The following is a 26,148-nucleotide window of genomic DNA, read 5'->3' as shown; positions in this document are numbered from 1 at the left end:
TTTGGGACGCCTTATTTTAATGCAAAAAAGTGAACTGCAAAGTCTTGAAAACTCAATAAATAGCCATGCCAAACGATTATAAAACCTTGGCACGAGAATTGCACTCAAAACAAACATCTGGTTTATTGAATATTCAAAAAATAAGGAGGGTAGTATGAATCTATCTGGTTAGTTTGTTCTTATTTTATGGAATTAGGAGGATGTGTATGAGTAGTCATCAAAATGAAAATTGGGGTAGTCGGTTAGGTTTTATTTTGGCTGCATTGGGGATGGCAGTGGGAACAGGTAACATCTGGCGTTTTCCTCGTATTGTAGGAAGTAATCATGGTGGAGCATTTATTATTGCTTATATTATTTGTAATATGTTATGGGTCGTTCCTCTTCTTATGATGGAGATGGGTATAGGAAAATCAACTCGATTGGGAGCTATTGGTGCATTCAGAGATTTCTACGGTCAAAAGAAAGCTTGGCTAGGAGGATGGGCTACATGGGTATGTGCAGCCATAACCTTCTATTATGCTGTTGTATTTGCATACGCACTAAGATATTTCGTATTCGCTTTGCAAGGGATTATGAAACCGGGATTTGATTCTCAAGCATTATGGAACTCCTTTATTGCAGACCCAAGACAAACGATTTTCTTCCAGATTATTGCATTGTTGGCGATGGGTATTGTCATCTACAGAGGTGTTCAAAAAGGATTAGAAAGTATCGGAAAAATTGCAATTCCAACATTATTTGTTAGCCTTTTAGTAGCTTCTATTTGGGCGTTAATGCAACCAGGTGCAGCTACAGGACTAAAATTCATTTTTGTTCCTGATTGGGCAGCCTTAGGGACTTCAAAAGTATGGTTGAACGCTTTGACACAGGCTGCTTGGTCTGCGGGCGCTGGCTGGGCAATGATGTTGACCTATGCTAACTATTTTAAGAAGAACGAAGACATAGCGGTAAACGCCTTCATGATCAGCTTTGGGGATATGATAGGAGCTATGCTAGGTGCGCTGGCGGTTCTACCAGCAGTTTTTGCTCTTTCCGCCAGTGAAGGGGCTGCTATTGAGGCATTAGGAACAGGCAATTATGGTCTTACGTTTATTTATTTAGCTGCATTATTTCCTAAGATTCCAGGAGGCAATATCCTTGCCGCTTTGTTTTTCTTTGCCCTATCCCTTGCCGCGTTAACCTCCATCATACCACAAACGGAAGTAATAATAAGAAATTTTGTAAATGCAGGGTATGACAGAAAGAAAGCAACGATCCTAGTATGTTTAGGTTGCTTTATTTTTGGACTTCCATCTGCATATAGTATAGATTTTTTGAACAATCAGGACTGGGTTTGGGGTATTGGTCTTCTCATATGTGGTCTATTTTTTGCTATGTCGGTATATAAGTTTGGTGTGGATAAATTCCGTACAGAAGTTATTAATTCATGCAGCGATATCCAAGTGGGTAAATGGTTCAATGTAGCAGTGAAGTCTTTTCCTGTACTATTATCGATTGTTGTAGGATGGTGGTTCTATCAGGCAATTACATGGCACCCAGATAACTGGTGGAATCCTTTCATCGTAGATAGTTTAGGCACCGTCGTGGCTCAAGTCTTACTGACGGGAATTATTTTCTATTTAGCCAATGGACGGCTGGCAGAATGGATTCAGGGAAAAAGATATATGATGGAAGGGCAGTTTCTAGCTGAAGTAAGGGAGGAAGAGTAATATGGAAGGAAGCACTATTGTTTGGATGATTATTATGCTTGGTGCAATCGTTGGGCCGTTTGTATATTTTGCCAGTCTTGCAGCATCGAAGGAGAAGTCAAAGACCACTGATTAATTATCATGCAGACTTTATAAAGGGAGAAAACCCCTGGGAACTACATATAGAATACACATACATGAAATTTCCCAGGGGACTCTCCTGGAGATTAACGAGGTGATATATTGAGGGAAGGCATTGTATTTAATATCCAAAATTATACTATTCATGATGGACCAGGTATACGTACTACCGTGTTTTTAAAAGGGTGTCCTTTGGACTGTTGGTGGTGTCATAATCCAGAAAGCCAAGGATATACACAAGAAATATTGTTTAGAAAAAACAAATGTATAGGATGCGGAGATTGTTTCGAAGCATGTATAAATCAGGCAATAAGCTATTTAGAAGGAGACAGAATCCGAGATCAGGCAAAGTGTAGTCTCTGTGAAAGATGCACAGATAGATGTCCCACGGAGGCACTAGAATTAGTAGGGAAGAAAATGAGCGTATCGGATGTTATGACAGAGATTGAGAAAGACCAGATTTTTTATGAACAATCTGGCGGAGGTGTTACTTTTTCTGGTGGGGAACCTTTATCACAAATTCAGTTTTTAACAAAGCTTCTTAAGGCGTGCAAAGAGAAAGGATTGCATACGGTTTTAGATACATCAGGCTATGCTCAGTGGGATTCCATGATGCAAGTAGCTGATAAAGTAGATCTGTTTTTGTATGATTTGAAGTGCATGAACGACGATAAGCATAAAAAATATACGGGTGTATCGAATCGTATTATTCTAGATAATTTACGTCAGCTTGTAAAGCATCGCAGCAACATATGGGTTCGTATACCCATTATACCTAATATAAATGATGATGAAGAGAATATACAACAGACCGGGGAATTTTTGTCCTCATTAAACCTAAAAGACGTTTTTCTACTGCCCTATCATAAGACTGCTGTTGATAAATATGAGAGGCTTGGGAAAAAGTATGAACTTTCTTGGGTACAGCCTCCATCAGATAGAGCTTTAAATGAGATTCGTGAAAAGTTAAGGACTTTTGGACTACATGTAAAAATTGGAGGGTGATTGATGATGTTGAGAAGAGAAGTTGGGATGAACGACAGGATTGCAAAACTTAGAGAACAAAGCGTTACCACGGTTCCCCGCCTTTCCATAGAAAGGGCCGTATTGGTTACAGAAGTCTATAAGGACTATGCAGGTAAAGTTTCTATACCGGTTTTACGAGCTTTAACATTCAAATATTTGATGGAGCACAAGTCTATTTGTATTCATGATGGAGAATTAATTGTTGGGGAACGGGGACCGGGGCCGCAGCAGGCACCAACCTATCCCGAATTATGCTGTCATACAGAAGAAGACTTCGATATCATTGACAGGCGAGAGAAAATATTCTTTCGTGTGGATGAAGAGACCAAACGGGTACATCGGGAAACGATCATCCCTTATTGGAAAGGAAAATCCATTCGAGATCATCTTTTCAATCAAATGACGGAAGCGTGGAAAGATAGCTATGAGGCAGGCATATTCACGGAGTTTATGGAGCAAAGAGCACCAGGGCACACGGTGGCTGACGGAAAAATCTATCAAAAAGGCTTCATTGACTTTAAAAAGGATATTGAAAGAAAGTTACAAGAACTAGATTATTTTAATGATCCGGAAGCCTATGAAAAACAGGAAGAGTTAAGAGCGATGAGCATATGTTGTGATGGGATCGTCAGGTTTGCTGAAAGACATGCTGATGAGGCTAGGAAGCTGGCAAGTATAGAGCAGAATCCCATAAGAAAAAAAGAGTTGGAAGAGATTGCCCAGGTTTGTAGTCATGTTCCTGCCTATGCCCCAAGAACTTTCCATGAAGCGTTGCAGGCATATTGGTTTGTGCATCTAGGTGTCATTACAGAATTAAATACATGGGATGCTTTCTGCCCAGGAAAGCTTGATCAACATCTATATCCCTTTTATAAAAGAGAAAGTGAAAGCGGAAAATTAACCCGTGAACAGGCAAAGGAATTATTGGAGTGCTTCTGGGTGAAATTTAACAACCAGCCAGCACCACCAAAGGTAGGTATTACACTGCAGGAAAGTGGAACCTATACAGATTTCTGCAACATCAATATTGGTGGTATCCAATCGGATGGCAGCGATGGTGTCAATGAAATCTCTTACTTGCTGTTAGAAATCATTGATGAAATGAGAATTTTGCAACCTAGTACCAATATACAGGTCAGTAGAAAGAACCCTGATCACTTTATCATAAAAGCTGGAGAGGTCATAAGAGAAGGCATGGGCTTTCCATCGGTGTTTAATACAGATGCAGTGATTGAAGAACTTCTAAGACAGGGAAAAGCTTTGGAAGATGCCCGCTGTGGGGGGACCAGTGGTTGTGTAGAGGTAGGATGTTTTGGCAAAGAAGCATTTATTTTAACAGGATATTTTAATCTCGTTAAAATTCTAGAAGTTACCCTTCATAATGGGATAAATCCAAGAACAGGAAAGAGACTAGGCCTTGAAACGGGTGATGCAGCAGCATTCGATTCTTTAGAAGAACTGCTAGAAGCATTTAAAAAGCAGGTTCAATATTTTGCGGATATTAAGATACGAGGTAATCATATTATTGAAAAGCTGTATGCAGAGAGTATGCCAGCGCCGTTTTTATCTATGATTATTGACGATTGTATTGAAAATGCGAAGGACTACAATGCTGGGGGCGCTCGATATAACTCAAGATATATTCAAGGAGTAGGTATCGGCAGTATAACAGATAGCCTATCGGCTATTCAATACCACGTGTATGACAAGCAAAACTTTACAATGGGAGAACTTTTAAATATTCTGCATGCCGATTTTGAAGGTTACGAAAAAGAGCGCCAGCGACTGCTAAATAAGACGCCAAAGTATGGCAATGATGATGATTATGCAGATCGTATCATGCAAAAGGTATTTAATATATTCTACGATGTAGTGAACGGCAGAAAAACACCAACAGGGTCTACCTATAGAATTGAAATGCTTCCTACCACTTGTCATGTTTATTTTGGATCTGTTGTAGGGGCAACACCTGACGGCAGAAAATCAGGCAAACCATTATCAGAAGGGATCTCACCTGTACAAGGGGCTGACAAAAAAGGACCAACAGCAGTAATCAAATCTGCATCAAAAATGGATCATTTAAGAACGGGTGGAACCCTATTGAATCAGAAATTTACCCCTCAGATCGTTCAAGGGCAGGAGGGGTTAGAAAAACTGAAAGATTTAATTCGCGCGTACTTTAAAGTGGATGGACACCATATTCAATTCAACATTATCAATGCAAATACCCTTAGAGATGCCCAGAAAAATCCTGAAAAATATAAGAATTTGATTGTTCGGGTTGCGGGCTACAGTGATTACTTCAACAATCTCAACAAGGGATTACAGGATGAAATCATTGAAAGAAGCGAACATATGCGCTTTTAAATGTGTAAGCAATTGTGTTGAATATGAACTGGGAAATTATTAAAAGTAATTTTCCAGTTCTTTCAATTGAAAGAATAGCTGCTTCTTAGTGAAGAAAATTGATTAAATGGGGTGACAAACATGAAGATATTATCAAAGAAACAAGAATTATGCATAGCATGTGGGGCTTGTGAAGAAGTATGTTCAAAAACATATTTTAAAGAAAAAGCCAGCGAAAAGTCATGTATTAAGATTGAGTCCAGTAAAGAAGAGAAGATAAATGTATGTAATCAATGCGGCGTCTGCATTGACATTTGCCCTGTTAGAGCAATTAGCAGAAATACACTTGGTGTTGTAACCATTAAAAAGAAGGACTGTGTAGGGTGTTTTATGTGTGTAGGCTTCTGTCCAGAGGAGGCAATGAGGCAACATGATGACTACGTGGAGCCTTTTAAGTGTATAGCCTGTGGACTATGTGTTCATGCGTGTCCGACGGGGGCAATATTCATAGGAGAGGTTGAAGGACAAGAAGCAGAAATGCTAGAGCAAATTGCAGCAAGTGGTGGAAATCTATAATAGGGTTATTGAAGATAGGATAGCGAACTATGTATTGTATACAAGAAGGTATAAGGAGGAAATCATCTATGAATTTTTTAGAAATGAAACAAGCCCATAAACTATTAAAAGAGCACAAGTATGCATTGGGGAAAGTAGAAAAAGGGTACACCAATAGGAGTCTTTACATAAACCTATCTGATAATAGAATAGAATCAAAACCTGTGACAGAAATGATGAAGGAAAAGTTTATAGGAGGCAAGGGTTTTGGATTATGGTATCTTTGGAATGCAGTCAATGAAAAAACGAAATGGAATGATCCTGAAAACGAAATCATTATTGCCGGGGGACCTATATGTGGCATCACACAATATCCGGGATCAGGAAAGTCACTGGTATGTACCATATCTCCATTGACAGGTATGCCTATGGACAGCAATGTGGGAGGATACTTTGGACCATATCTTAAGTTTTCAGGGTGGGATGCCCTGGAGTTACAAGGAAAAGCTGAAAAAGATGTAATTATATTCATAGATGGCAATGAGGGGATTATTAAAATTGAAGAAGCACCCCTTGAGCCTGTCGATGGACATATACTAAGTGAAGTGCTAACAGAAATGTATGCAGATTCTGAGGAAGATAGGAAAAACATATCTGTAGTCACATCAGGAACAGCGGCGGAACATACACGTTTAGGACTTCTTAACTTTAGCTTCTATGATATAAGGAGACAGGTAGCTAGGTTGAAGCAAGCTGGAAGAGGCGGGATCGGAACTGTATTTAGAGATAAGAAGATAAAAGCTTTAATAATCAAGTATAAGGGGACGAAGGGGGATTTAAATAACCCTGCGAATAAGTCTCTAATTAATAAAGCGGGAATTAAGCTTCATAAAGAGATATGTAAATTAGATAATGCGCAAAACAGAATGAGAAAAATAGGGACTGCAAATATCATAGAAGTGATGGATGATTATGATTTGCTTCCTACCCATAACTATAAATTTGGAAGCCATCCTGATACCTATAAAATAGCATCAAATGTATTTATTGAAAAATATATAACACAAGGAATGCCCGATGGCTGCTGGTATGGGTGTTCTATGTCTTGTGCAAAAGCTGCAGATAGTTTTGAATTAAAAACTGGTCCATACAAGGGGCAGAAAGTAACGGTAGATGGCCCAGAATATGAAAATGCAGCAGGTCTCGGATCAAACTGTGGAATATTTGATCCCCAGGTCATCTTGGAACTCAACTTTTACTGTGATACGTATGCGATAGATACCATATCCTTTGGAACTCTTACTGCCTTTATCATGGAATGTTATGAAGCAGGAATATTAAACAAAGAAATAACAGGAGGGCTTGCACTGAACTTTGGAAATGCAGAAGCTGCCCTAGAGCTGCTACATCAGATGTCAAGGGGAGAAGGATTTGGGCTGATTGCTGGTCAAGGTGTACGTAGAATGAAAAGGTTATTCGTAGAAGAATATGGTGCACACCCAGAATTTTTAAATGATATAGGAATGGAGCAAAAGGGGCTAGAGTTTTCTGAATATCTGCCAAAGGAATCCCTTGCACAGCAAGGAGGGTATGGGCTTACCAATAAAGGACCACAGCATGATGAAGCATGGCTCATTTTCATGGATATGGTAAACAACCAAATACCAACCTTTGAGGATAAGGCAGAAGCACTCCACTACTTCCCTATGTTTAGAACCTGGTTTGGCTTATACGGCTTATGCAAGTTGCCATGGAACGATATTACGCCAGAAGGCAATGGGGAGGCTAATGAACCTGCAAAAATACCGGAGCATGTACAAAATTATGTAGATATATGCAATGGTGTAACAGGAAAAAATATAGATAAAGAAGAGTTGATAAGAGAATCAGAAAGAGTATATAATTTCCAAAGAATTTTTAATATAAGAATGGGTCATGGCAAAAGGGCCGATGATGCCATACCCTATCGTGCCATGGGACCTGTAACGGTGGAAGAATACGAATCAAGACAGGAACGATATGACAAGCAGCTGAGAGAATCTGTTGGATACGACCCAGAAGGGAAATCCACAGAAGAAAAGATAAAAGCCTTAAGGCAATACAGGGAGAATCAATATGAGCAACTGATAGATGCTGTTTACAAAAGAAGGGGATGGACATTAAACGGCATACCTACGATAGAATACCTTCAGAAAATAGGTATGAATCTGCCAGAGGTTATTGCGGTTGTAAAACCTTATCTCGGATGAGTAGAAGAAACAAATTGATAGCAGTGATACAAAGTCGTCTAAAGTTATTGTTCAAAAGAGCTCATGGAGATTTAGGCTGATCACCTGTCAGTATTGTTGAATAGCGATCGGTCGACGGTAGGAGGGCGAACGATGATAAAGGTAAATAGTAAGGATTTTCAGTGGGAAGAAAAATTAACCGTAAGCAGACTACTGCAGAAAAAGAATTATACGTATCCCAAGATCATTGTGAAGGTGAATGGAAAACTTGTTCATAAAGAAGAATATGATGAAAAGGTGATCAAAGATGGAGATGATGTTCAGGTAATTCATCTATTGGCAGGAGGATGAGATATAGTTGATTGGATAGGTGCTATTTGATTTAGCATTCAACTTTATTGTGAAAAGACCTCCATTGGGAAGCAACCTTAAAGCTGAATAAAATTATTAAAAATATGATATTTGGACAATCTATAGAAGGAGACAGCTCCTTCTTTTTTCTATTGTTGTTCAAAAAAAGGGAATGGTATAATTATATTAAACGAACAAAGAAAAATGATATTAACCAAAAGGGGAACGGCAGCGTTATGGACAAATTATTAAACGAGTTAAGTCAAAGTGCAGACAAACAAACCTTTAATTTTATATATCCCAAAAATGTAGATGACCGGGAATGGGCTAGAGTGATGTCAAAAGCTTTTGTATTAGAGGAAGAAGGATATATATATATTTCAGATAAAAATAATGAGAGCTTAAAGGTAGCACTATTGGGGAGCATAACTGTAAAGGGATTACAAAGGCTTAAAATAGTGGAAGAAGAAACTCCTTTTTTGGATGAAATCTATAAGTGGGCAGATAAACAAACTTTTCATTTTGTATATACCAAGGAACAGCATGGAAAGGAATGGGCTGATGCCTTAAAAAATGCTAAGAAACTCCATGATGATGGATATATTCATTTAATTGAAAGAAGTGCTCTTATTTTAGATGTGGTGCTTATCGGTATGATAACGGTAAAGGGATTAAAGAAATTATCTGTAGTGAAAAAGGAAGATCCACTCTTTTGCGAATTGTATAGGATTGCGGATAAATCAGACTATCGATTCATGTATTCAAGGGATGCAAAGGATAAAAACTGGTACGCAAAGGTTGCCCGTGCCAAGGAGTTAGAAGAGAAAAAGTATATTTATATCACGGAAAAGAGTGATGAAGCGTATGATTATGTGCTGATGGGCTTCATAACCTATGAGGGTCTTAAAGCATTACAGCTTATATAAGAAGACAAGAAATATAGATAACGAATATATAAAGGCCAGGGATTATGCAGATGCGTAAGCCCTGGCCTTTTATGAGTGAATGACAGAACGCATTCTTTTTGAAAAAATCATGGTGTGTTATAATTAGGACAATATCAGGAAGAATATGGAACAGGGGGATTGTTCTAATGCAAGGGATGTTGGATTATCTGAAAAAGAATGAATACGAAAATGTATATATGATTCGAGGTATGGTCCATAGCATTAGGGATTTTCGATATGAAATTTCGTATGATGAGAATCACCATATCGATGGTATTGTTGCTATCTGGGAAACAGAAAAAGGAGCCACTTTAAGAGGTAATAGCGTATTCTGTAGCAAATGGTTTGATAGACTGTATGGAGAGTATAATCTTTATGAGTTGGAAGTGGCCTTTGCAGAAGAAAAACTTATAGAATTTGATAGCAAGATTCCTAAAGGATCGGTTACATACAATTTGATTATGGTGTACACATCTGAAAATCAGCCTATCAATGAGGGATTTATCGAATATAGGCGGATAGATAAGATGGAATGGTATGAGATGGCGAGAAGATTTAAAGAAAGATACGACAAAGAATTTATAGAATTCGAACCAGATAATATGGAATGGCTATGTGTGTATAAAGAAGGGGAAGTTATCGCAACCATTTGTATCGAAAAGGTGGACCCGAACTTAGCCATGATATCCAGCTTTTATGTAATACCTGGCCTACGTCAGCAGGGCATTGGAACAGGCTTATTAAACTCTGTTCTTCGGGATTTTGGAGATCATAAGCTAATGTTGTTTGTAGATAGTGAGAATACGGGAGCAATGAAACTGTATGAAAAATTAGGTTTTAAAGCTTATAAAAAAGTGATCAATATTGAAATCTAGTGTGGGTTTAGATTTGTTTTTAATGTTAGGGTATATTTGTAGAATAGTATGAAATAGTGTTGATCTTAGAATTTCGATCACACCTGTAGGGGCGAACAGTGTTCGCCCGTGAATGATGGCAATCATCGGGCGATCAATGATCGCCCCTACGAGTCTATACACATTAGAAGGATGGAATTTTCCCACCCGATTGTGTCGCATCCTTCATTTATGATGTTCAAGTGGTATATTGCACAAATTCATATTATAAACACGGAGGTAAATATGGACTGGATTACAGAAATAAAGAGATATACTCCTTGTAATGAACAGGAAGAGAAGGACAAAGCAATTATACTAGACTGTATAAAACAATTTGATAATATTCTAACCAGAGAGAATAAAATAGCCCATATCACAAGTTCAGGATTTATCGTGAATAAGATGAGAGACAGCGTACTGATGATACATCATAATATATACAATGCATGGGCGTGGACCGGTGGACATGCTGATGGGGAGATGGATCTGTTAGCAGTTGCCATTCGGGAAGCTCAGGAAGAAACAGGTGTAAAAAATATTCATCCTGTGGCTACGGAGATCATCTCTCTGGATATCTTGCCAGTGTTAGGTCATGTAAAGAGAGGAGCATACGTGTCGTCCCATCTCCATTTGTCAGTGGCCTATTTGGTGGAGGCTGATGAAGAGGAATCACTAATTGTTAAAATCGATGAAAACAGCGGCGTGAAATGGATTCCCATAGCTGAAATCGATACATATACCAATGAACCCCATATGCAGAAGGTCTATAAGAAAATAGTGTCTAAAATGAAAGCCTTAAGGATTTAAAGGAAGGGTAGATTCAAGACATCCTTGAAAAGCAAAGGCAGAATAAAGGGAGGAAACTTGTAATGGAAATACGAAAAGCTACAAAATCAGATTTACCTACTGTTGTGTCGTTAAACGATACTGTCCAGAAAATCCACGCCGAGGCACATCCCCATCTATTTAAATACCCAGTGGATCTATCAGCGTTAGAAGCTTTTTTCGAGAAAATGATTGATCAACTAAACGGTCTTATATTTATTACTTTTTCAGATACAGGAGATCCAGCTGGTTACATCTGTGCAGTGATACACTGTGTTCCGGAAAATCCATTTAAATTTGAACAACGTGTTATGTACATTGATCAGATGGTTGTATCATCTGCCTATAGAAATATAGGGGTGGGGCGTATGCTGATGGAAAAGGTAGAAGAATATGCAAAAGATTTAGAGGCAGACCGAATTGAGCTAGGTTCATGGATGTTCAATCAGGGTGCCCACAAGTTTTTTGAGAAATTAGGTTTTTCGAAGTTTAAAGCAGCGTTCTGGAAGTCAATTTGAGAGCAATGTTTAGTAACGATCTACAATAACAGCTTTGCCTATGAGTTCTATTCTCATATTTTCTTTCAATCTTAGTATTATTTCTCCTCCTCGTTGGGAAGCTTGATAAGCATAGATTACCTTCTTATCGAGAAGCTCTGCCCAGTAGTATCCTAATAAGGTATGGACTGATCCTGTTACTGGATCTTCGTTAACACCTGCCCAAGGATTGAAGTATCTTGTTATACAGTCATAGTTGGAGGCATCTGCGCCAGCGGTAACACCTACTCCTTTTATATCTTCTACAGGGATGTTCTTCATTTTTTCAAAATTTGGATTCAAAGAGCGAACTTCATGGGCACTATGTAAATGAATCACCAGTTTTTTTGTCTTTTGACCTATAAAAATATTCTGATAGTCTATAATGCCCATAGATTGCAGGATTTCATTTTTGTGTGGAAATTTTGCTTCTATGGGCTTATCCAAAGGGAAATCTAGAGCGATGCCAAGAGGATCTTTTTTAGCGACCAAGGGACCACTTTTCGTTTCATAAGTGATTTCATCATAGGGGATGGAGAGGTCATCAAACAATACCACAGAGGATGCAAGGGTCGCATGTCCGCATAAAGGAACTTCCTTCATCGGTGTAAACCATCGCAATGAAAAAACATTACGCTGATCGATAGGCAGGTGTGTCTTCGGTATCACAAAAGCTGTTTCAGATACGTTCATTTCAAAGGCGATTGCCTGCATTGACTCATCGGGAATAGACTCCTCTAGAATACAAACAGCAGCAGGATTGCCAGTAAGAGCCTCCGTAGTGAAAGCATCAACGTGATAAATTCTAAATTTCTTTAATAGATATTTTCTCATTGCAACATCTCCCCTTTAAGAATCCAGTATGATACTTAGACTGTAGATTCTGTTACAAAATATTTCCATTAACTCCTTTAATCTTATCCTAGCATAAAAGACAGATAAATCAAGAGGTGACAAAGTCTTCCAATGGCAGTCTATGAGCATTTGGAGTATAAATGTAATAAATTTCTAGACTATGATATAATGAGTCCGAGACAGTATTGCTTGTTTTTGTTATTTTAAAGTAGTGGGATATTATTCTAGTTATAATACATGAAAAAGACTTGAAAATGATATGCATAAAATGCAGTCGCTTTTAATGGATGCGAGCATAGTACTGGTATTTAGATGGGGTGATCTGATGAAAAGGATGGGCATTTATTACTGGTTTGGCTATCCTATACAGAACTTTGAAAGATTTAAGTTGATCAAAGAAGCAGGATTCGATCATGTGATGCTCTGGTGGGGCGATGAATTTATAGAGATTGATGGAGAGAAGGCAGTGCTGCCTGATATGGCAAGGCGATTAGGGTTAGCTGTTGAGAATGTACATCTACCCTATGAAAAAGTAAACGATATCTGGATAGATGGAATCAATGGATTGGACATGGTGAAATTCTATAAAAGTTGTATTACAGATTGTGCAGCACATCATATACCGACAGCGGTACTTCATGTCATGGATGGAGAGACACCACCAGCTCCAAGTCAAATAGGGATAGATCGGTTCAAAGACATCATTGAATTTGCTGAAAGAAAAAACGTAAATATTGCCCTCGAAAATTTGAAAAGGCCTAAACATCTTGATTTTATCTTCTCAAATATTCAATCGAAGTGCCTAGGTTTTTGTTATGATAGTGGGCATGAAAACTGCTATTCACAAGATAAAGATTTCCTAAGCAATTACGGAGATAGACTTATGGCTTTACATTTACATGATAATGATGGGTCAGCGGACCAGCATAGAATCCCTGGTGAAGGAACTGTAAATTGGGAGATGGTTTCAGAAAAGCTATTCGCCCTTGAATATTCAGGAGCAATATCCCTGGAAATTACCAATGAGTTTTCAAAGCAATTTACAGGACTTTCTCCAGAGGAATTTTTAAAGGTCGCATATGAAAGAACATATGAAATATTCAAGTAAGATAGGGAGATACAAGAAGTGTTAGAGGCTAAAGCTAAGGTGAATAAACTGCGGTGGATCTGCAAGCATTTTTTCATCCATCATGATAGCAAATACCATGAAAAAGGTAAAATTTATTTTGAATAAGTTGTACCGCAGATGTAGTAAAATACGATGTAGTGATAACGGTTGGACAGGGTCGTCCAACCCTACAGCAGATCAAGAAAAGATGGTTATTTATTTGGAACTATGCATATGGTTTTATTAAATGATAAGATCCAATAACGGTTCTGCATGATATTTACGAACCAAGTTGCTTTTATTGAATGGTGCGTCAAATAACGTAGAGGTTGCGCATTGGGCAACCCGCATAAAATGGATGGGAAATGTCAATAATCAGCATTATCCTCCTATCCGATATTTCTTTCTTTGTATTGTATGATATGGGTATGATAGTATAGGAAGAGAGATTTTAAATTTGCATAGTAAGGATTTTTAGATGGAAATAGCGAAGGATTATGAAAAAGGAGTAAAAAGGGGAGCCGAAAATGTATATTGCAGGGCATGAAAAAACATCTTTTATTGATTATCCAGATAAAATCTGTACCATGTATTTCGTTGCATCCTGTAATTTTAGATGTGGCTATTGTCACAATGGACATATCGTGACATGGAATGGAAAGAATATTGATGAAGATGAGGTGTTTTCTTTCTTGAAAAAAAGAAAACCCTTTATAGATGCTGTATGCATCTCTGGTGGAGAGCCTACTATACATAAGGATTTACAGGAGTTTATTAAGAAAATCAAGGACCAAGGGTTTTTGGTGAAGCTAGATACCAATGGTACAAATCCAGATGTTTTAACAACTCTATTTAATGAAAAATTATTGGATTACATCGCAATGGATATCAAAGGACCCTTTCACAAATATGAACTGGTGACGGGAACAAAAGTGGATATAGAGCATATTAAAACTAGTATCGATATGATAAGGCGCTCAAATATAGATTATGAATTTAGAACTACTGTCTGCAAAGAACTCCACACAGAAGAGGATATATTAGAGATTGCAGCTTATATAAACCCTAGTAAGCGTTATTCTATACAAAATTTTAAGGATGGGAATACAGTATTGGCTGGAACAAATCAATTTCATCCATATGACCCAGAGGTGCTAGAGGAAATTGGAAAGAAAATAAAAGGATATTTCGAAAAGTTTAAGATTCAAAAGTGAGCTGATCAAAAAGTTGTCTCTAGATTATAGTCTTGGAAAAAAAGGATGATGATATATGAATAATGTATTAGAAATTCTATGGATCATTTTGATATATATTTTTATTCAAAGAATTGTATGGATCGGAATGGGAGTCATGAAAAAGGCAGCTTCTGCAACGCAAAGAAGAAAGTCTCAGGCTGCTGTCAATGAAGAAATAGAAGCAGCAAAAGAGGACTTGGAAGAACCTATTGAGATGGTTACAAGCTTCTGCTGTAACAAAGAAATTCCCCGGAGAAAGGCATATCAAATTGCCACTGAAGAGGGGATGGCACATTTTTTTTGCAGCTGGCAGTGTCGTCAGGAATTTATAGAAAGACAGTTAAATGAAACAAACCATGAGGAAGGAATCTAAGATTTCTTCCTTTTTTTATGCCAGATATAGAAGAGAAAGATTTGAAACGTGAACAGAAGATAGAACGTAGAGCGTCAGCATAAAAGATAGTACCGATTCCTAAACACCACCATAGAATATTCATAAGAGGATGTTTATTATTTAGAGCATTGAAGGCATTAAGGAGGTGGAGATATCATGCAGATCGACTTTCACTATTATGGCGTGTATGTGCTATGCCGTGCGGCTGGAATAAAGCCTGAGGAAAGTAGTATCATTGCCTATGCTTCTCAGCATACCGATGATGCGATCTATAGCCATGAATTGATTTTTGAGAGTGGTGGGCGTTTTCAACAACAAATGTCTGCCCATAAAATTTTGGATCTAGGGGTATTTAAAAAAGAAGTGGCTTATGAGATTTTGATGCCTTTTCATTTCCTGCCTGGGGTGGAGGGGGATGATTTTTTTGAGCAGATCTGCTGCAGGCAGAATAGTAAGACGGCGAAAGAAGTGTTGCGAGATACCCTCAATACATTAGAAAAGCCCTATGGTTTACATCGTTTGGGAATTGCATTGCACATGTATGCAGATACTTGGGCCCACCAGAATTTTAGTGGATTAAGAAAATATAATAACGAAGTGGAAGGTTTAAAACCTGAAAACCGTAAGTATAGCCTATTGGAAGAGTTTGGAGCAAACATTTTTTCTGAACTGCTCCCTCCCATAGGGCATGCCCAGGCGTTTACTTGTCCAGATGAACCCTATTTGATATGGAGCTACAAACCCTATAAGAGAGAAGGATCTATCAGAATTGATAATTTGTCTAGATTCATGGATGCAGGACGCCATATTTATGAGTTTCTATCGAAAGAAGTAAGAGAGCAAATCCCTCATATTTTCAAGGATGACTTAAAACCTTGGAAAAGGATAGAAGACAGGCTGAGATATGTCTTTGCCATGAGAGGTACTCAACAAGAACGAATAAAAACATGGGAGAGAAAATTGGCAGAAGGATATTTTGGATTTCAGGCAGCGGTTAAATATGATGAACGGGAATGGTTTCAAAAGGCTGTAACGGTCTTAGATAAATCAAATATGAAGTATGATAAGAAAGAAGGCTTTAGCCATTCAGACTGGAAATACTTCCACGATGCTTTAACGATGCATAAGTTCTTTGTTAAGAATGAGTTGCTTCCTAAGTATGGTATTATTACGTAACGAAACAAAATAAAAGAGAGGGGATTAGCGATCTATTCCCTCTCTACTCAATACACCTTGGGTATAATAGTGCTTTATTTCTTTCATTTCTGTGACAAGATCTGCGCGCTCCAGCATTTCTGCTGGGGCATAACGACCAGTCAGAATAAGCTCTATTTCATAGGGCTTTGCATCCATGAGGGACAAGACTTCTTCTAAGGAAAGAAGATGATAAAAGAGTGCAATCGTGATTTCGTCTAGAATTACTACTTGGTACTGGTTACTTTGAAAAATCCTCCTGATTTTATCGAGACCGGCTTTGGCTGCGGCTATATCCTGTGGATCAGGATCCTTTGTGATAAAGCATCCATAACCCAATAGTTCAATATCTACATAATCCTTTAGCAATGTCATGGCCTTTAGCTCGCTATATTCCATGGACTTCACGAATTGCCCTATGAATATCTTTTTACCAGCGCCTGCTGCTCTGACGGCAAGGCCAAAAGCTGCCGTGGTTTTGCCTTTGCCATCTCCTGTATAAACATGGATATATCCTTTTTCCAATGGAAGCCCTCCTTTAGATTCTAGTCATTATATTGTACCATGATTTTAAAAGTATCCCCATATGTATATATTTTTTTAGATGCCCTATAATAATGACGAGGTGATTCTATGGAGGACAAAAATAAAAATCTTAGACAAGAGAGCACAGTAATCACGGGTATAGATAGTTGTTCGAGAAGGCAAAGGGAAATAGCAACAAAAAGTAAATTTGATTAAGAAAACTGGAGAAAAAAGGGTAAGCAGAAGCAGAAAAAATCATCGATCAATTTGAGAAAAATGTATTCAAAGTATATTATATGACGAGGGAGCTCGATAGAGCTCCTTTTGATGGCGGAAAAAAAGGTGCAGCAGCAGGACTATACGAATTTAGGTACTGAGTGGCTCTTAGTTATTTCTTAGTTTTTGGTACTCCGACAAAAGGCGATCAAGAAATTGACTTAAGCTGATAATATCAGGATGTAAAAGATCGCCATCCTTCTTTTCAATCAATTTCTCTAGATGTTCTCGAGCAACTTCAATGACTAGCTTCAAGGTCTCTTGTGCTATATTTAGATCATCCATTCTACATTCCTCATTTCTAACAATGATTTTTGAGTATAGTCCCCTGCGTAACCTGCTGCACCTTATGTCATTTTAATGTAAAAAATTAGATAATTATGAAGAAACATGTCGAAAAACAAGTAAAAAAGTGAAACCGTGTAGATCCTATATAAATAGGGCACTTGGCGTATCAGATAGACCAGGTAGCATCAATAAAAGCACTATCGCGAACAGAAAAGTCGAAATTTGTAGAAAACAAGGAATGGATTTCTTTACACAGCAAATGCATTTTATAAAGGTTTTAAAGTACTTATTTGTAAATGAAATGCTGTATTTTTAAAAAAACTCATGGCTGATAAAGTATCATACCATGAGTTTTTAATGATATATTGAAAGAAATTTTTTTACTGTAATATCACCAAGATGAATTTTGTCCTATTTTACTTACCTTAGAAAATATTAATTTTAATGGCTCCAGCATATTGTCTTTTTCTGTTAGTATAATTTTACGACTATCATCATTTTCGTTAATTCTCCCAGTTTAATAGTTTTAGCCCTAAAAGAAAGTATAGTGAGGCCATTGCAAGTAAGATCAGGGTCGGGAATATAATGTTTTGAAAAGAATAACCTTGATGGATGATTCCTTCGATGGTGGAAATTGCCCAATATTGAGGGGTCAGCTTCGCTAATGACAATAAGAGCTTCGATTGGACAATATCCAAAGGCCAGAACGTACCACCTAGCATGGCAGTACAGACAGTAACCACTGGGGTGATGGCCTGGAGCTGGGCCGAAGTTTTAACCACACTTGACAGAAACAAACCAAAGCAGGTAATGGTCAATACGAAGATGCCGATCACAAGGAGTGTAAGGGGTAGGTCGGCACCCCAGTTCACACCAAACGCATAAATGCCTAGAAGAATCAATATGAATATTTGAAGAAAACCGACAGAGAAAGTACCAAGCAGATTTCCCGTTAGGATTTCAACTTTAGAAATAGGAAGGGTAAGGAGTCGCTGCCATGTACCGTTCTTTTTCTCGTCTAAGATCTCGCCTATTCCAAATATGATGGTATACATTACAAAGAACATGCTGAAGCCAACGGAATAATGGGCTAATGGATTATAGCCGCTAAAATCTTCTTGGCTCAGACTAGATAGTGTGGCATATACGGGAGGATAGGGAAACCACTTGCTTAAGGCATTATGATAGGCTTGCTGCCAGATAGAGGCTATCCTATCATCGATATTCTTTTTCTCTTTGAGTTGCGCTATTGTATAATCAGCAATTTTAATATTGCCGTGGATAAAGTTTAGATTGGATCGCAGCTCATTCTGCAAGGTGATTAACTCAAAGGACTCTTTGAGACGAATGATTTCAATTTCAGGAGCACCCTTTTCTATGATAGATTCTTCAAAGTTCTGAGGAATGATCAAGGCAGCTGCCACATTGTACCTCCTAACCTGCTCCGTGGCTTCTTTCTGATTATACTGAAAAACACGATAGGTGTTATTATCTGAAAATCTCTCAATAAGCTTGCTGGAGTAAGTACTTTGGTCTAGGTCTACAAAGGCGATGGAAATGCGGTAATTGCCAGAGCCCATATTTCCCATGAAGTAGGTGAACAAGATGGGAAGAAACAGCATAATAAGGAAAAGGCCGGGCTCTCTAAAGAATCTAAGAAATCTTAAATAGGTAATCAACATTATCTTTCTCATATTTATCACCTTTCTGTGGGACGGAAAATATGGATGCCGATGAGTAGGCATAGGGTTCCGAATCCCAATAGCATCAGAATACTAGAGGATATTTCGCTCAATTGTCCATCTTCAATCAGATGTAGAAAAGCCCTGGACGCACGGCCATTAGGCGTGAAATCGATTAGTGGCCTGAATATCTTTGGCATAACTTCTATAGGAATAAAGCTGCCACCCAATAGGGAAAGTATATTGATGATTAAGCTCTGAAAGATGACAGCTCCCCTTTGATTCTTTACAATACCGCAGAGAAGCACCGACAATCCAGCCATGGAAAAGCTGGCAGCAAAGATTAGGATTACAAAGGCCAGTAGGTCCGATGGAAGACGTATCCCCATCACAACATATCCATAGGCAAATAAAATTGTTAGCTGTATCACACATAGAAAAAGGGTATATAAGAATTTTCCCAAGAGCATCTGAAATTTGGATACACTTGCAATCAATTGTCTCATGAGGGTGAAATGATCTCGATCGTGGAGCATATTCATAAGTCCATAGCCAGCAGAAAATAGCATAAACATGACAGCCACAGCTGCTGTATAATACTCCTTTGATGTAATAAGTCGCTTTCCAACTTCTGTCCGTTGGTAAAATTGAAGAGAGATGTTTTTATCTATTGCCAAGGATTTGATATCTTCTCCTGTAGCAGAGAAAGAAAAGGAGCCAAGACCTTCCTTGATATTTTCCTCTTGTACCACGTTAGCAGCAATTCTTGGCAGAGAAAGCTGAGCGCTAAAGCCTTTAAAAATAGCAAGCAGAATCATTTTATCCATTTGGCTATCGGTGTTGGTCATAATCTTAATCTCTGATTTTTTTCCCATAATATAGCGGTTGGCAAATTGGTCAGGGAGATACACAATCCCTGAGATTTCCTTCGCCTTTAGCTTGGTCAGAGCAGCATTTTGATCTAGAATCTCATAGGATATAAGATTCTTAATATCCTCAGACTGAAGCACTTCCTCTATCGTGATACGGTTGATATCCAAATCGGAAAGGGTGGTTTGAAGTTTCTCTATTTGGTCTATTGGAATAAATTCTTCTAATTCCAATAGGTTAGCAGGTTCACCTTCAACGATAGCGATAGAAATTCGATAAAGATCCGTCATGGCATCGGGCGTAAAGGCGGAGGAAAGGGCAGTTCCAAGAACTGTGATAAGCAGCATGGGCATAATCAGTAAAATCATCGTAACTTTACGATCTTTCAAAGTGATTTTCAAATCATTGAGGGCTATATATACTCCGTGCATGATTTTCCCTCCTAATCCCTTAAGGCTCTACCGGTGAGGTGGAGAAAAACCGATTCTAAATTGGGTTCTTGAATATTCAAGGATGTGATTTTGAATTTCTCTGCATTGAGGATGGCTAAGATATCACCTAATACTGAGTGTGTTTTCTTGCCCAGAATCGTCAGAATACCCTCCTCATAATGCAATGTATATTCGGGCAGAATGGTTTGCAGCTGTTGAAGATGGTAAGGGGATAGTTGAGAGATATGAATGGCAAGGGTCTCCTCATTGCCAGCCAAGGCAAAAACTTCTTCTTTGGAGCCTTGGGCAATCAACTTGCCGTGATCCATAATACCGATACGCTTGCAGAGAAACTCTACCTCCTCCATATAATGACTGGTGTAGATGACGGTCATACCTGTTTCGTTTAAATATTTCACCGTTTCCAATATATGATTGCGAGATTGGGGGTCAATGCCTACAGTAGGTTCATCAAGAATCAATAGCTTCGGATCATTCATTAATCCAACGCCAATGTTGATTCTCCGCTTCATGCCTCCAGAGTAGGTATTTATTTTTTCATTGCTTCGATCATAGAGACCAACGGTTTCTAAAATTTTATCTACTTTCTTCAATAGATCTTTTCCCCTTAGGCCATATAGCTTACCGAAAAAAGAGAGATTTTCTCGGGCGGTCAGTGTAGGATACAATGCGATATCCTGGGGCACTAGTCCGATGAGTTTTCGAACAGCTGATGGCTTTGTTAGCACACTATGACTGCCGACTAGAACATCTCCTGAAGTAGGCTGAATGAAGGTGCTAATAACAGAAATAGTGGTTGATTTGCCAGCGCCATTGGGACCCAAGAGGCCATAAAGATCTCCCGTCTCTATATTTAAACTGATATTATCTACGGCTGTTAAAGGGCCATATTTTTTTGTTAAATTCTTTATTTCAACCATGTACATGGTGAGGTACTCCTTTCATGATAGATTCTTCTATTTTTTCGGAGATTTCAGCAGATCTTCGATGAGTTTTGGGGTATTTTCATTCAATTGATCCACTGTAAAGCTGTTTTCTTTTGTTAAGACAGGCATTTCAAAATCAAAGCTTTTATTGATATTCCAGCGAGTTACTTGAATGTTATAAGAAACCTGAATATCTTCTGATGGGCCAACTTCTACCGCATAGTTCAGACGGACATTCTCTTCAATGATATAATGATCTTTATCAAAGGAACCGGTATGGCGGAATTCATTGATTTTCATCTGGTCAATACCTTTTTCCATATAACCTAGGAACTCTTCAAAGTCTTCATCCGTGCGTAAAGCATACTCGAATTTTTCTCCCTGAGGCATTTCATTGATAAATTTCATAAAGGATTTTTTTGTTTCAGGATCTTTTAGAGCTATTTGTATAATGGCTTTAGCAAATTCTTTGATTTCAGCATCTTGAAGAGTGACCTCGAAGGCGGTGGCTCGTATCTCCCCTTCAGTGGTGCTTACCATCTTGTTGCCTAGATTCTGGATGCTAGATTTCGTAGTCATGTTATTCCATAGACTTTTGATTTCCTTTTGATCTATTTGGATGACAGGAAGATTCTTTTCGAAGGAAGATTGATCCTGGTCCTTATGGATCACCATATATTTGGAGAAGATAGGCATCAGGGTCACGATGGTTTCTTGGTCTTCATAAATCTTTACATCAAAACCAAGATTTTTCATTTCAATGTGCCCATCTAGAAAAGAGATGCCTTTCTCTTTATCATGCTTTGCAACAAAGGATCCTTTGATGTTGCTGAACATATCCAATTGCTTCTTCTCTTCCAGGGTGAGATCCAAACTGCTAAGATCTAGATCCATAGTAAATTCCACGAGCTCACTGGATCTTTGTATTTTTTCTGTTTGTTCAAGGGCTTGCTTGTACTGATCCATGATGTTTCCGTTGGTGCAGCCAGTGATGGTAGGGGTAAGAATTGTTGCTATCAACAGGGAAACACAGAGGATTTTTTTCATGATGGAAACCTCCTTCGGATATTTTCTAATACTATTATAGAAAAATACAAAAATCCTTACCTGTGTAAAAAATCATTTAAATCATCATTGCCCCATGACATTTGTCATGGGGCAATGATGAAATTATGTAAGTTGATTTTTGATGGCGAAGATCGCCAGCTGGGTACGATCCCGAAGGTTAAGTTTCTCTAACATGTGGCTGATATGATTTCGAACAGTCCCCTCACTTAGAAATAGATGATCAGCGATTTCTTTGTTATTCATCCCTGCACCGATACATTGAATAATATCTTTCTCTCGATCACTGAGAAGATGGATTCGATCATCTTTGGGACTGGTTTTTGTTTGGGAGGCCATCCGGGTAAATTCTTCAATCACCTTGGTTGCGATGTTTGGTTGCAGAATGGAACCACCTTGATGGACGGTACGTATGGCATGGATGATATCTTCTGGAGGAGATTCCTTTAAAATATAGCCAGAGGCCCCTTTTTTAAGGGCATTAAAAATGTACTCTGTATCATGAAACGTTGTGAGGACAATAATTTTGGGATGCGTAAACTGGGATTTGATTGCTTCTGTAGCATCTACACCATTCATGATAGGCATCTTTATATCCATTAATATGATGTCTGGACACTGCCAATGGCAGTGAGAAATAGCTTCTTGACCATTGGCGGCCACCGCAATGACTTCCAAATCTGTTTCCATTCCTAATATCATCTTTAAGCCTTGGGACAAAATAATTTGATCATCTACAATCATGACTTTAATCTTTTCCATCATCTCACCTCGTTATCCTATCTAGGAAATTATGGTCTTTGATTTCCTAGATAAGGGGGATTTTTAAAGGGGTTCCCCCCTTTATGTCTAATAATTGGAGGGTTACAGCGAAGCGTCATAGGGCGAGTGGCATCACGAATAAGTGATGCTGTGCTACGAGCGCCGCCGAGGCGGTGAGGCGGCCGGGTGCAAAGCACCTATTAGTTCCCTGTGAAAAACAAAAGTATTTCCTTTTATATTAGAGTATGAAATGCTTTTGTTTTATTGGATTTCAAATTTACAGGAATACATACTTCTACACAAAAACCAGGGGTTTGAGAAAATGCTATGGAACCATTTAACCCTTCGACTCTTTTTCTCATACCTTTTAAGCCATTTCCCTCTACATAAGGGTTACATGCTTCTCCGTTATCTAAAATTTTCATGTAAAGAGAGTCTTTCTTTTTTTGAATGGTTATGTTCACCGTTGTGCAATGACTATGTCTAGCTGCATTGGTCAGAGTTTCTTGCAGAATACGATAAACCACAGATGCAATGGATGCTGGAAGTTGTATTTTCTCGGGATCAAGGCTTACGTGGATGTTCAATCCTGTCTGATTACGGAAACGATGAATCATTTCTACCCAATTTTCCTTCTCAGATTGGGAGGTCTCAGCTTTGAGAACATCTACAGAGCTTCGTATTTCTATGAAGCCTTTGCGAGCAGTGTCTAGGGCATGCTGAATCAGTTGAATACCTTGTTCTTGATTTTGCGGAATGACTCGCTTGCACATTTCTAATTCCATGATTAAGCCTGTCATGGTGTGACCGATGGAGTCATGAATTTCCATGGCGAGATGGTTCCGTTCTTCTGTTCGGGTTAACTCCCTCACTTGGTCAGCATAGGCTTTTAATTCACGATAGAGCTCCTTGGATTTTTGTTGCTCTTCAGAATAGTATTTTCCATAGTTTAATATGAGAATCATCAGTAAGGAGGTGAAAAAAGTGAAAATCGTAAGGGAGACGTTGGACAAATTCCAATTGATTTGAAGTATTTGAATGAATTTGAACATAGATGCCAGGAAGATAACGATGTTTATCATGGAACCGTGGAAACGAGATAAGAACAACCCGGCAGATAGCATCAGAATGAAATAGATAAAGTGAAAATAGTAGTTCAAAAGGAACTTGGAGTTGTATTCCAGGACTAAAAGTATGAGAACATCTAATATATAGGCATAGGTGTAGTATTTGGAGGACTGAATTTTGGGAAACTCCTTGAGATGTAAGGTGAAAAGCAAAAATAAGAAAGTGAGTATGAGCACCATATAGCGACTGGTACTGGGTGACTCAAGGCCGATGGCAAATATGAAGCAACATACCAAAAGGATGAATCGCATAATAAAAATAATATATTTGGTTGAACTTTTCATTTTCTACATCCCCTATAATTTGTTATTCTTATTATATAAGATGATCAAATGAGATGAAAGAGGAGGAGGGGATGAAAAATGGGTGGAGATGATTACAGACATATATTTAGAAAAGATTTCGATGTTGAAGAAGATGACTATGATCGGCTGAAGAATCTATATCGCAGTCAGAAGAAAAATAAAGCATTTACCAATAAGGCAACCATGAAAAAATTTGAGTTTGATTATGAGGAAGATGCTTATGAACCTGAAAAGAACAAATAATGGGATTTTGAAAAGGCCAGATATGAGACCTAAAGAGCGATCAAATATAAGAGTGTTTGCGGGAAGAATGGTGTATACTCTGAAACGGTATCTATACTGGTATGGATCTGGGGTGAAATTTGCCCATAAAAAAGAAGATATCATACATTATAAGGAAGTTATTTCTCAACATCAAACTCCCTTGATCAGGAAGTTAAGAAAAGTAGATATGTGGCTACAACAGAATAAGATTACAAATCTGCGTATTGGGATTGAAAGGATAAATGGTCTCGTACTCTATCCAGGAGAGACTTTCTCCTATTGGAAGCAGATTGGAAAACCAAGAAAGAAGGATGGGTTCGTCGAAGGGATGGTCTTGTTTTACGGGGGATTTAAACCGGGAATCGGAGGAGGGCTTTGTCAGTTGTCTAATCTAATTTATTGGATGACACTCCATACACCATTGACAATTGTAGAGCGGTGGAGGCATAGTTATGATGTATTCCCCGATGCGGATCGGACCCAACCCTTTGGTAGTGGAGCCACTTGCTCCTACAACTATATCGATCTACAAATCAAAAACGAAACATCTCAGCCTATGCAGCTGTATCTCTATTTAACAGAAACGGATCTGGTAGGGGAATGGCGGAGTACGGAAGCCATAGAGGATCGTTATGAGGTTTATGAGAAAGAGCATTATATCCAACAGGAATACTGGGGCGGATATACCCGTCACAATCAGATTTATAGGAGAAGATATGGTCATAGTGGTGTTTTATTGAATGATGAGTTTGTTGCTGAAAATCATGCTGTCATGATGTATGAGCCATTATTGGAATCAAAAGCAAATTCATGATGGAATAATTTACAAGTGAATAAGCTATTGATTCCATAGAAAAACTATGGTATAGTATATTTTGTCCTTGAGACAGCAGGGGTTGGGAATCAGCCCTTCATTTTTTTCCGAAATACATGTTGACAAGTGATGCGATAGATGGTATATTTAATATCTGCCTTGTAACGAAGGCAGGAAAAATTACCAATAAAAAGCAGCTTGACATGAAGTAAAGATTAGTGTAATATAGTAAGAGTCAACACGAGAGGTTGGCGATGAAAACGTTACCATATTTGGTCTTTGAAAACTACACAGTGTAAGAATTAAGCCAGCATATATACGCTTAGCGTAACGCTGATTTTGAGCAACGGAAATTTCGAGAGTCTTACTCAAAGAAATTTCGTTGGCGACATGAGCGGTTGCGATGAGCATAACGCGAATTTTTTTATAGAGAGTTTGATCCTGGCTCAGGATGAACGCTGGCGGC

At 38.4% G+C, this 26,148-nt stretch carries 25 protein-coding genes; 16 read left to right on the top strand and 9 right to left on the bottom strand.

All coding sequences use genetic code 11. The annotated features are described in order from the left end of the window. Positions 1–206: 206 nt before the first annotated feature. The 10 genes from HNQ80_RS16145 to HNQ80_RS16100 all read left to right on the top strand — a co-directional run bounded on the left by HNQ80_RS16145 (position 207) and on the right by HNQ80_RS16100 (position 11,521). Positions 207–1,709, top strand: a complete 1,503-nt coding sequence (locus HNQ80_RS16145) for a sodium-dependent transporter (RefSeq protein WP_184311702.1) — start codon at positions 207–209, stop codon at positions 1,707–1,709. A gap of 222 nt (positions 1,710–1,931) precedes the next feature. Beyond that, complete coding sequence (locus HNQ80_RS16140; RefSeq protein ID WP_184311701.1) at positions 1,932–2,834, top strand: trans-4-hydroxy-L-proline dehydratase activase; 903 nt, start codon at positions 1,932–1,934, stop codon at positions 2,832–2,834. Between the two features lie 3 nt (positions 2,835–2,837). Next, on the top strand, positions 2,838–5,222 hold the full coding sequence (hypD, locus tag HNQ80_RS16135) for a trans-4-hydroxy-L-proline dehydratase (protein ID WP_330602906.1): 2,385 nt from the start codon (positions 2,838–2,840) through the stop codon (positions 5,220–5,222). Positions 5,223–5,342: 120 nt separating this feature from the next. Beyond that, the gene (locus HNQ80_RS16130) at positions 5,343–5,777 is read left to right on the top strand and encodes a 4Fe-4S binding protein (RefSeq protein WP_184311700.1); all 435 of its coding nucleotides are present in this window, start codon (positions 5,343–5,345) and stop codon (positions 5,775–5,777) included. Between the two features lie 68 nt (positions 5,778–5,845). After that, positions 5,846–8,005 (top strand): aldehyde ferredoxin oxidoreductase family protein, encoded by a 2,160-nt coding sequence (locus HNQ80_RS16125; protein WP_184311699.1) that lies wholly within the window; start codon positions 5,846–5,848, stop codon positions 8,003–8,005. A gap of 132 nt (positions 8,006–8,137) precedes the next feature. Next, the gene (gene thiS / locus HNQ80_RS16120; protein WP_184311698.1) at positions 8,138–8,335 is read left to right on the top strand and encodes a sulfur carrier protein ThiS; all 198 of its coding nucleotides are present in this window, start codon (positions 8,138–8,140) and stop codon (positions 8,333–8,335) included. A 236-nt stretch (positions 8,336–8,571) separates the two neighbouring features. Continuing rightward, entirely contained in the window at positions 8,572–9,261 is a 690-nt protein-coding gene (locus HNQ80_RS16115) for a hypothetical protein (RefSeq protein ID WP_184311697.1), read from the top strand. A 167-nt stretch (positions 9,262–9,428) separates the two neighbouring features. Further along, positions 9,429–10,157 carry a GNAT family N-acetyltransferase gene (locus tag HNQ80_RS16110; protein WP_184311696.1) on the top strand — a complete coding sequence of 243 codons (729 nt, stop codon included), beginning with the start codon at positions 9,429–9,431 and terminating at the stop codon, positions 10,155–10,157. Between the two features lie 264 nt (positions 10,158–10,421). Further along, on the top strand, positions 10,422–10,985 hold the full coding sequence (locus tag HNQ80_RS16105; protein ID WP_184311695.1) for an NUDIX hydrolase: 564 nt from the start codon (positions 10,422–10,424) through the stop codon (positions 10,983–10,985). Positions 10,986–11,047: 62 nt separating this feature from the next. After that, positions 11,048–11,521, top strand: coding sequence for a GNAT family N-acetyltransferase (locus tag HNQ80_RS16100; RefSeq protein ID WP_184311694.1), 474 nt, complete (start codon positions 11,048–11,050; stop codon positions 11,519–11,521). Between the two features lie 9 nt (positions 11,522–11,530). Here the strand turns inward: HNQ80_RS16100 and HNQ80_RS16095 are convergent, their stop codons facing one another. Next, entirely contained in the window at positions 11,531–12,373 is an 843-nt protein-coding gene (locus HNQ80_RS16095; RefSeq protein WP_184311693.1) for a PhzF family phenazine biosynthesis protein, read from the bottom strand. A 346-nt stretch (positions 12,374–12,719) separates the two neighbouring features. On the opposite strand from HNQ80_RS16095, the gene HNQ80_RS16090 reads away from it, so the two are divergent. The 4 genes from HNQ80_RS16090 (at position 12,720) to HNQ80_RS16075 (ending at position 16,307) form a co-directional block, all read left to right on the top strand. Next, positions 12,720–13,502 (top strand): sugar phosphate isomerase/epimerase family protein, encoded by a 783-nt coding sequence (locus HNQ80_RS16090; protein ID WP_184311692.1) that lies wholly within the window; start codon positions 12,720–12,722, stop codon positions 13,500–13,502. A 527-nt stretch (positions 13,503–14,029) separates the two neighbouring features. After that, the gene (locus HNQ80_RS16085) at positions 14,030–14,716 is read left to right on the top strand and encodes an anaerobic ribonucleoside-triphosphate reductase activating protein (RefSeq protein ID WP_184311691.1); all 687 of its coding nucleotides are present in this window, start codon (positions 14,030–14,032) and stop codon (positions 14,714–14,716) included. A gap of 55 nt (positions 14,717–14,771) precedes the next feature. After that, on the top strand, positions 14,772–15,110 hold the full coding sequence (locus HNQ80_RS16080; RefSeq protein ID WP_184311690.1) for a hypothetical protein: 339 nt from the start codon (positions 14,772–14,774) through the stop codon (positions 15,108–15,110). 177 nt (positions 15,111–15,287) lie between these two features. Further along, positions 15,288–16,307 carry a DUF6765 family protein gene (locus HNQ80_RS16075; RefSeq protein WP_184311689.1) on the top strand — a complete coding sequence of 340 codons (1,020 nt, stop codon included), beginning with the start codon at positions 15,288–15,290 and terminating at the stop codon, positions 16,305–16,307. Positions 16,308–16,331: 24 nt separating this feature from the next. On the opposite strand, the gene cobO is transcribed toward HNQ80_RS16075, so the two are convergent. The 8 genes from cobO to HNQ80_RS16035 form a co-directional block, all read right to left on the bottom strand. Then, complete coding sequence (gene cobO / locus HNQ80_RS16070; RefSeq protein ID WP_184311688.1) at positions 16,332–16,850, bottom strand: cob(I)yrinic acid a,c-diamide adenosyltransferase; 519 nt, start codon at positions 16,848–16,850, stop codon at positions 16,332–16,334. Positions 16,851–17,234: 384 nt separating this feature from the next. Further along, complete coding sequence (locus tag HNQ80_RS16065; protein WP_184311687.1) at positions 17,235–17,411, bottom strand: aspartyl-phosphate phosphatase Spo0E family protein; 177 nt, start codon at positions 17,409–17,411, stop codon at positions 17,235–17,237. Positions 17,412–17,917: 506 nt separating this feature from the next. After that, on the bottom strand, positions 17,918–19,108 hold the full coding sequence (locus tag HNQ80_RS16060) for an ABC transporter permease (RefSeq protein ID WP_184311686.1): 1,191 nt from the start codon (positions 19,106–19,108) through the stop codon (positions 17,918–17,920). Positions 19,109–19,113: 5 nt separating this feature from the next. Further along, positions 19,114–20,397 (bottom strand): ABC transporter permease, encoded by a 1,284-nt coding sequence (locus HNQ80_RS16055; protein ID WP_184311685.1) that lies wholly within the window; start codon positions 20,395–20,397, stop codon positions 19,114–19,116. 11 nt (positions 20,398–20,408) lie between these two features. Then, positions 20,409–21,344 carry an ABC transporter ATP-binding protein gene (locus HNQ80_RS16050; RefSeq protein WP_243183327.1) on the bottom strand — a complete coding sequence of 312 codons (936 nt, stop codon included), beginning with the start codon at positions 21,342–21,344 and terminating at the stop codon, positions 20,409–20,411. A gap of 30 nt (positions 21,345–21,374) precedes the next feature. Continuing rightward, complete coding sequence (locus HNQ80_RS16045; protein WP_184311684.1) at positions 21,375–22,391, bottom strand: hypothetical protein; 1,017 nt, start codon at positions 22,389–22,391, stop codon at positions 21,375–21,377. A gap of 123 nt (positions 22,392–22,514) precedes the next feature. After that, positions 22,515–23,171: a response regulator gene (locus HNQ80_RS16040; protein ID WP_184311683.1), complete on the bottom strand. Its 657-nt coding sequence runs from the start codon at positions 23,169–23,171 to the stop codon at positions 22,515–22,517. Between the two features lie 233 nt (positions 23,172–23,404). Then, on the bottom strand, positions 23,405–24,253 hold the full coding sequence (locus HNQ80_RS16035) for a sensor histidine kinase (RefSeq protein WP_207727045.1): 849 nt from the start codon (positions 24,251–24,253) through the stop codon (positions 23,405–23,407). Between the two features lie 408 nt (positions 24,254–24,661). Between HNQ80_RS16035 and HNQ80_RS16030 the strand changes: the two genes are divergently transcribed. Further along, entirely contained in the window at positions 24,662–24,847 is a 186-nt protein-coding gene (locus HNQ80_RS16030; RefSeq protein WP_184311681.1) for a hypothetical protein, read from the top strand. Further along, entirely contained in the window at positions 24,825–25,682 is an 858-nt protein-coding gene (locus tag HNQ80_RS16025; protein ID WP_243183325.1) for a VanW family protein, read from the top strand. The genes HNQ80_RS16030 and HNQ80_RS16025 overlap by 23 nt, the downstream gene beginning before the upstream one ends. Positions 25,683–26,148: the final 466 nt, after the last annotated feature.

Origin of the sequence: Anaerosolibacter carboniphilus (genome assembly GCF_014205875.1) — a bacterium.
GTDB classification, from domain to species: domain Bacteria; phylum Bacillota; class Clostridia; order Peptostreptococcales; family Thermotaleaceae; genus Anaerosolibacter; species Anaerosolibacter carboniphilus.
Note: the sequence above shows the minus strand (reverse complement) of the source record. Positions and strands in the feature narration are given on the sequence as shown.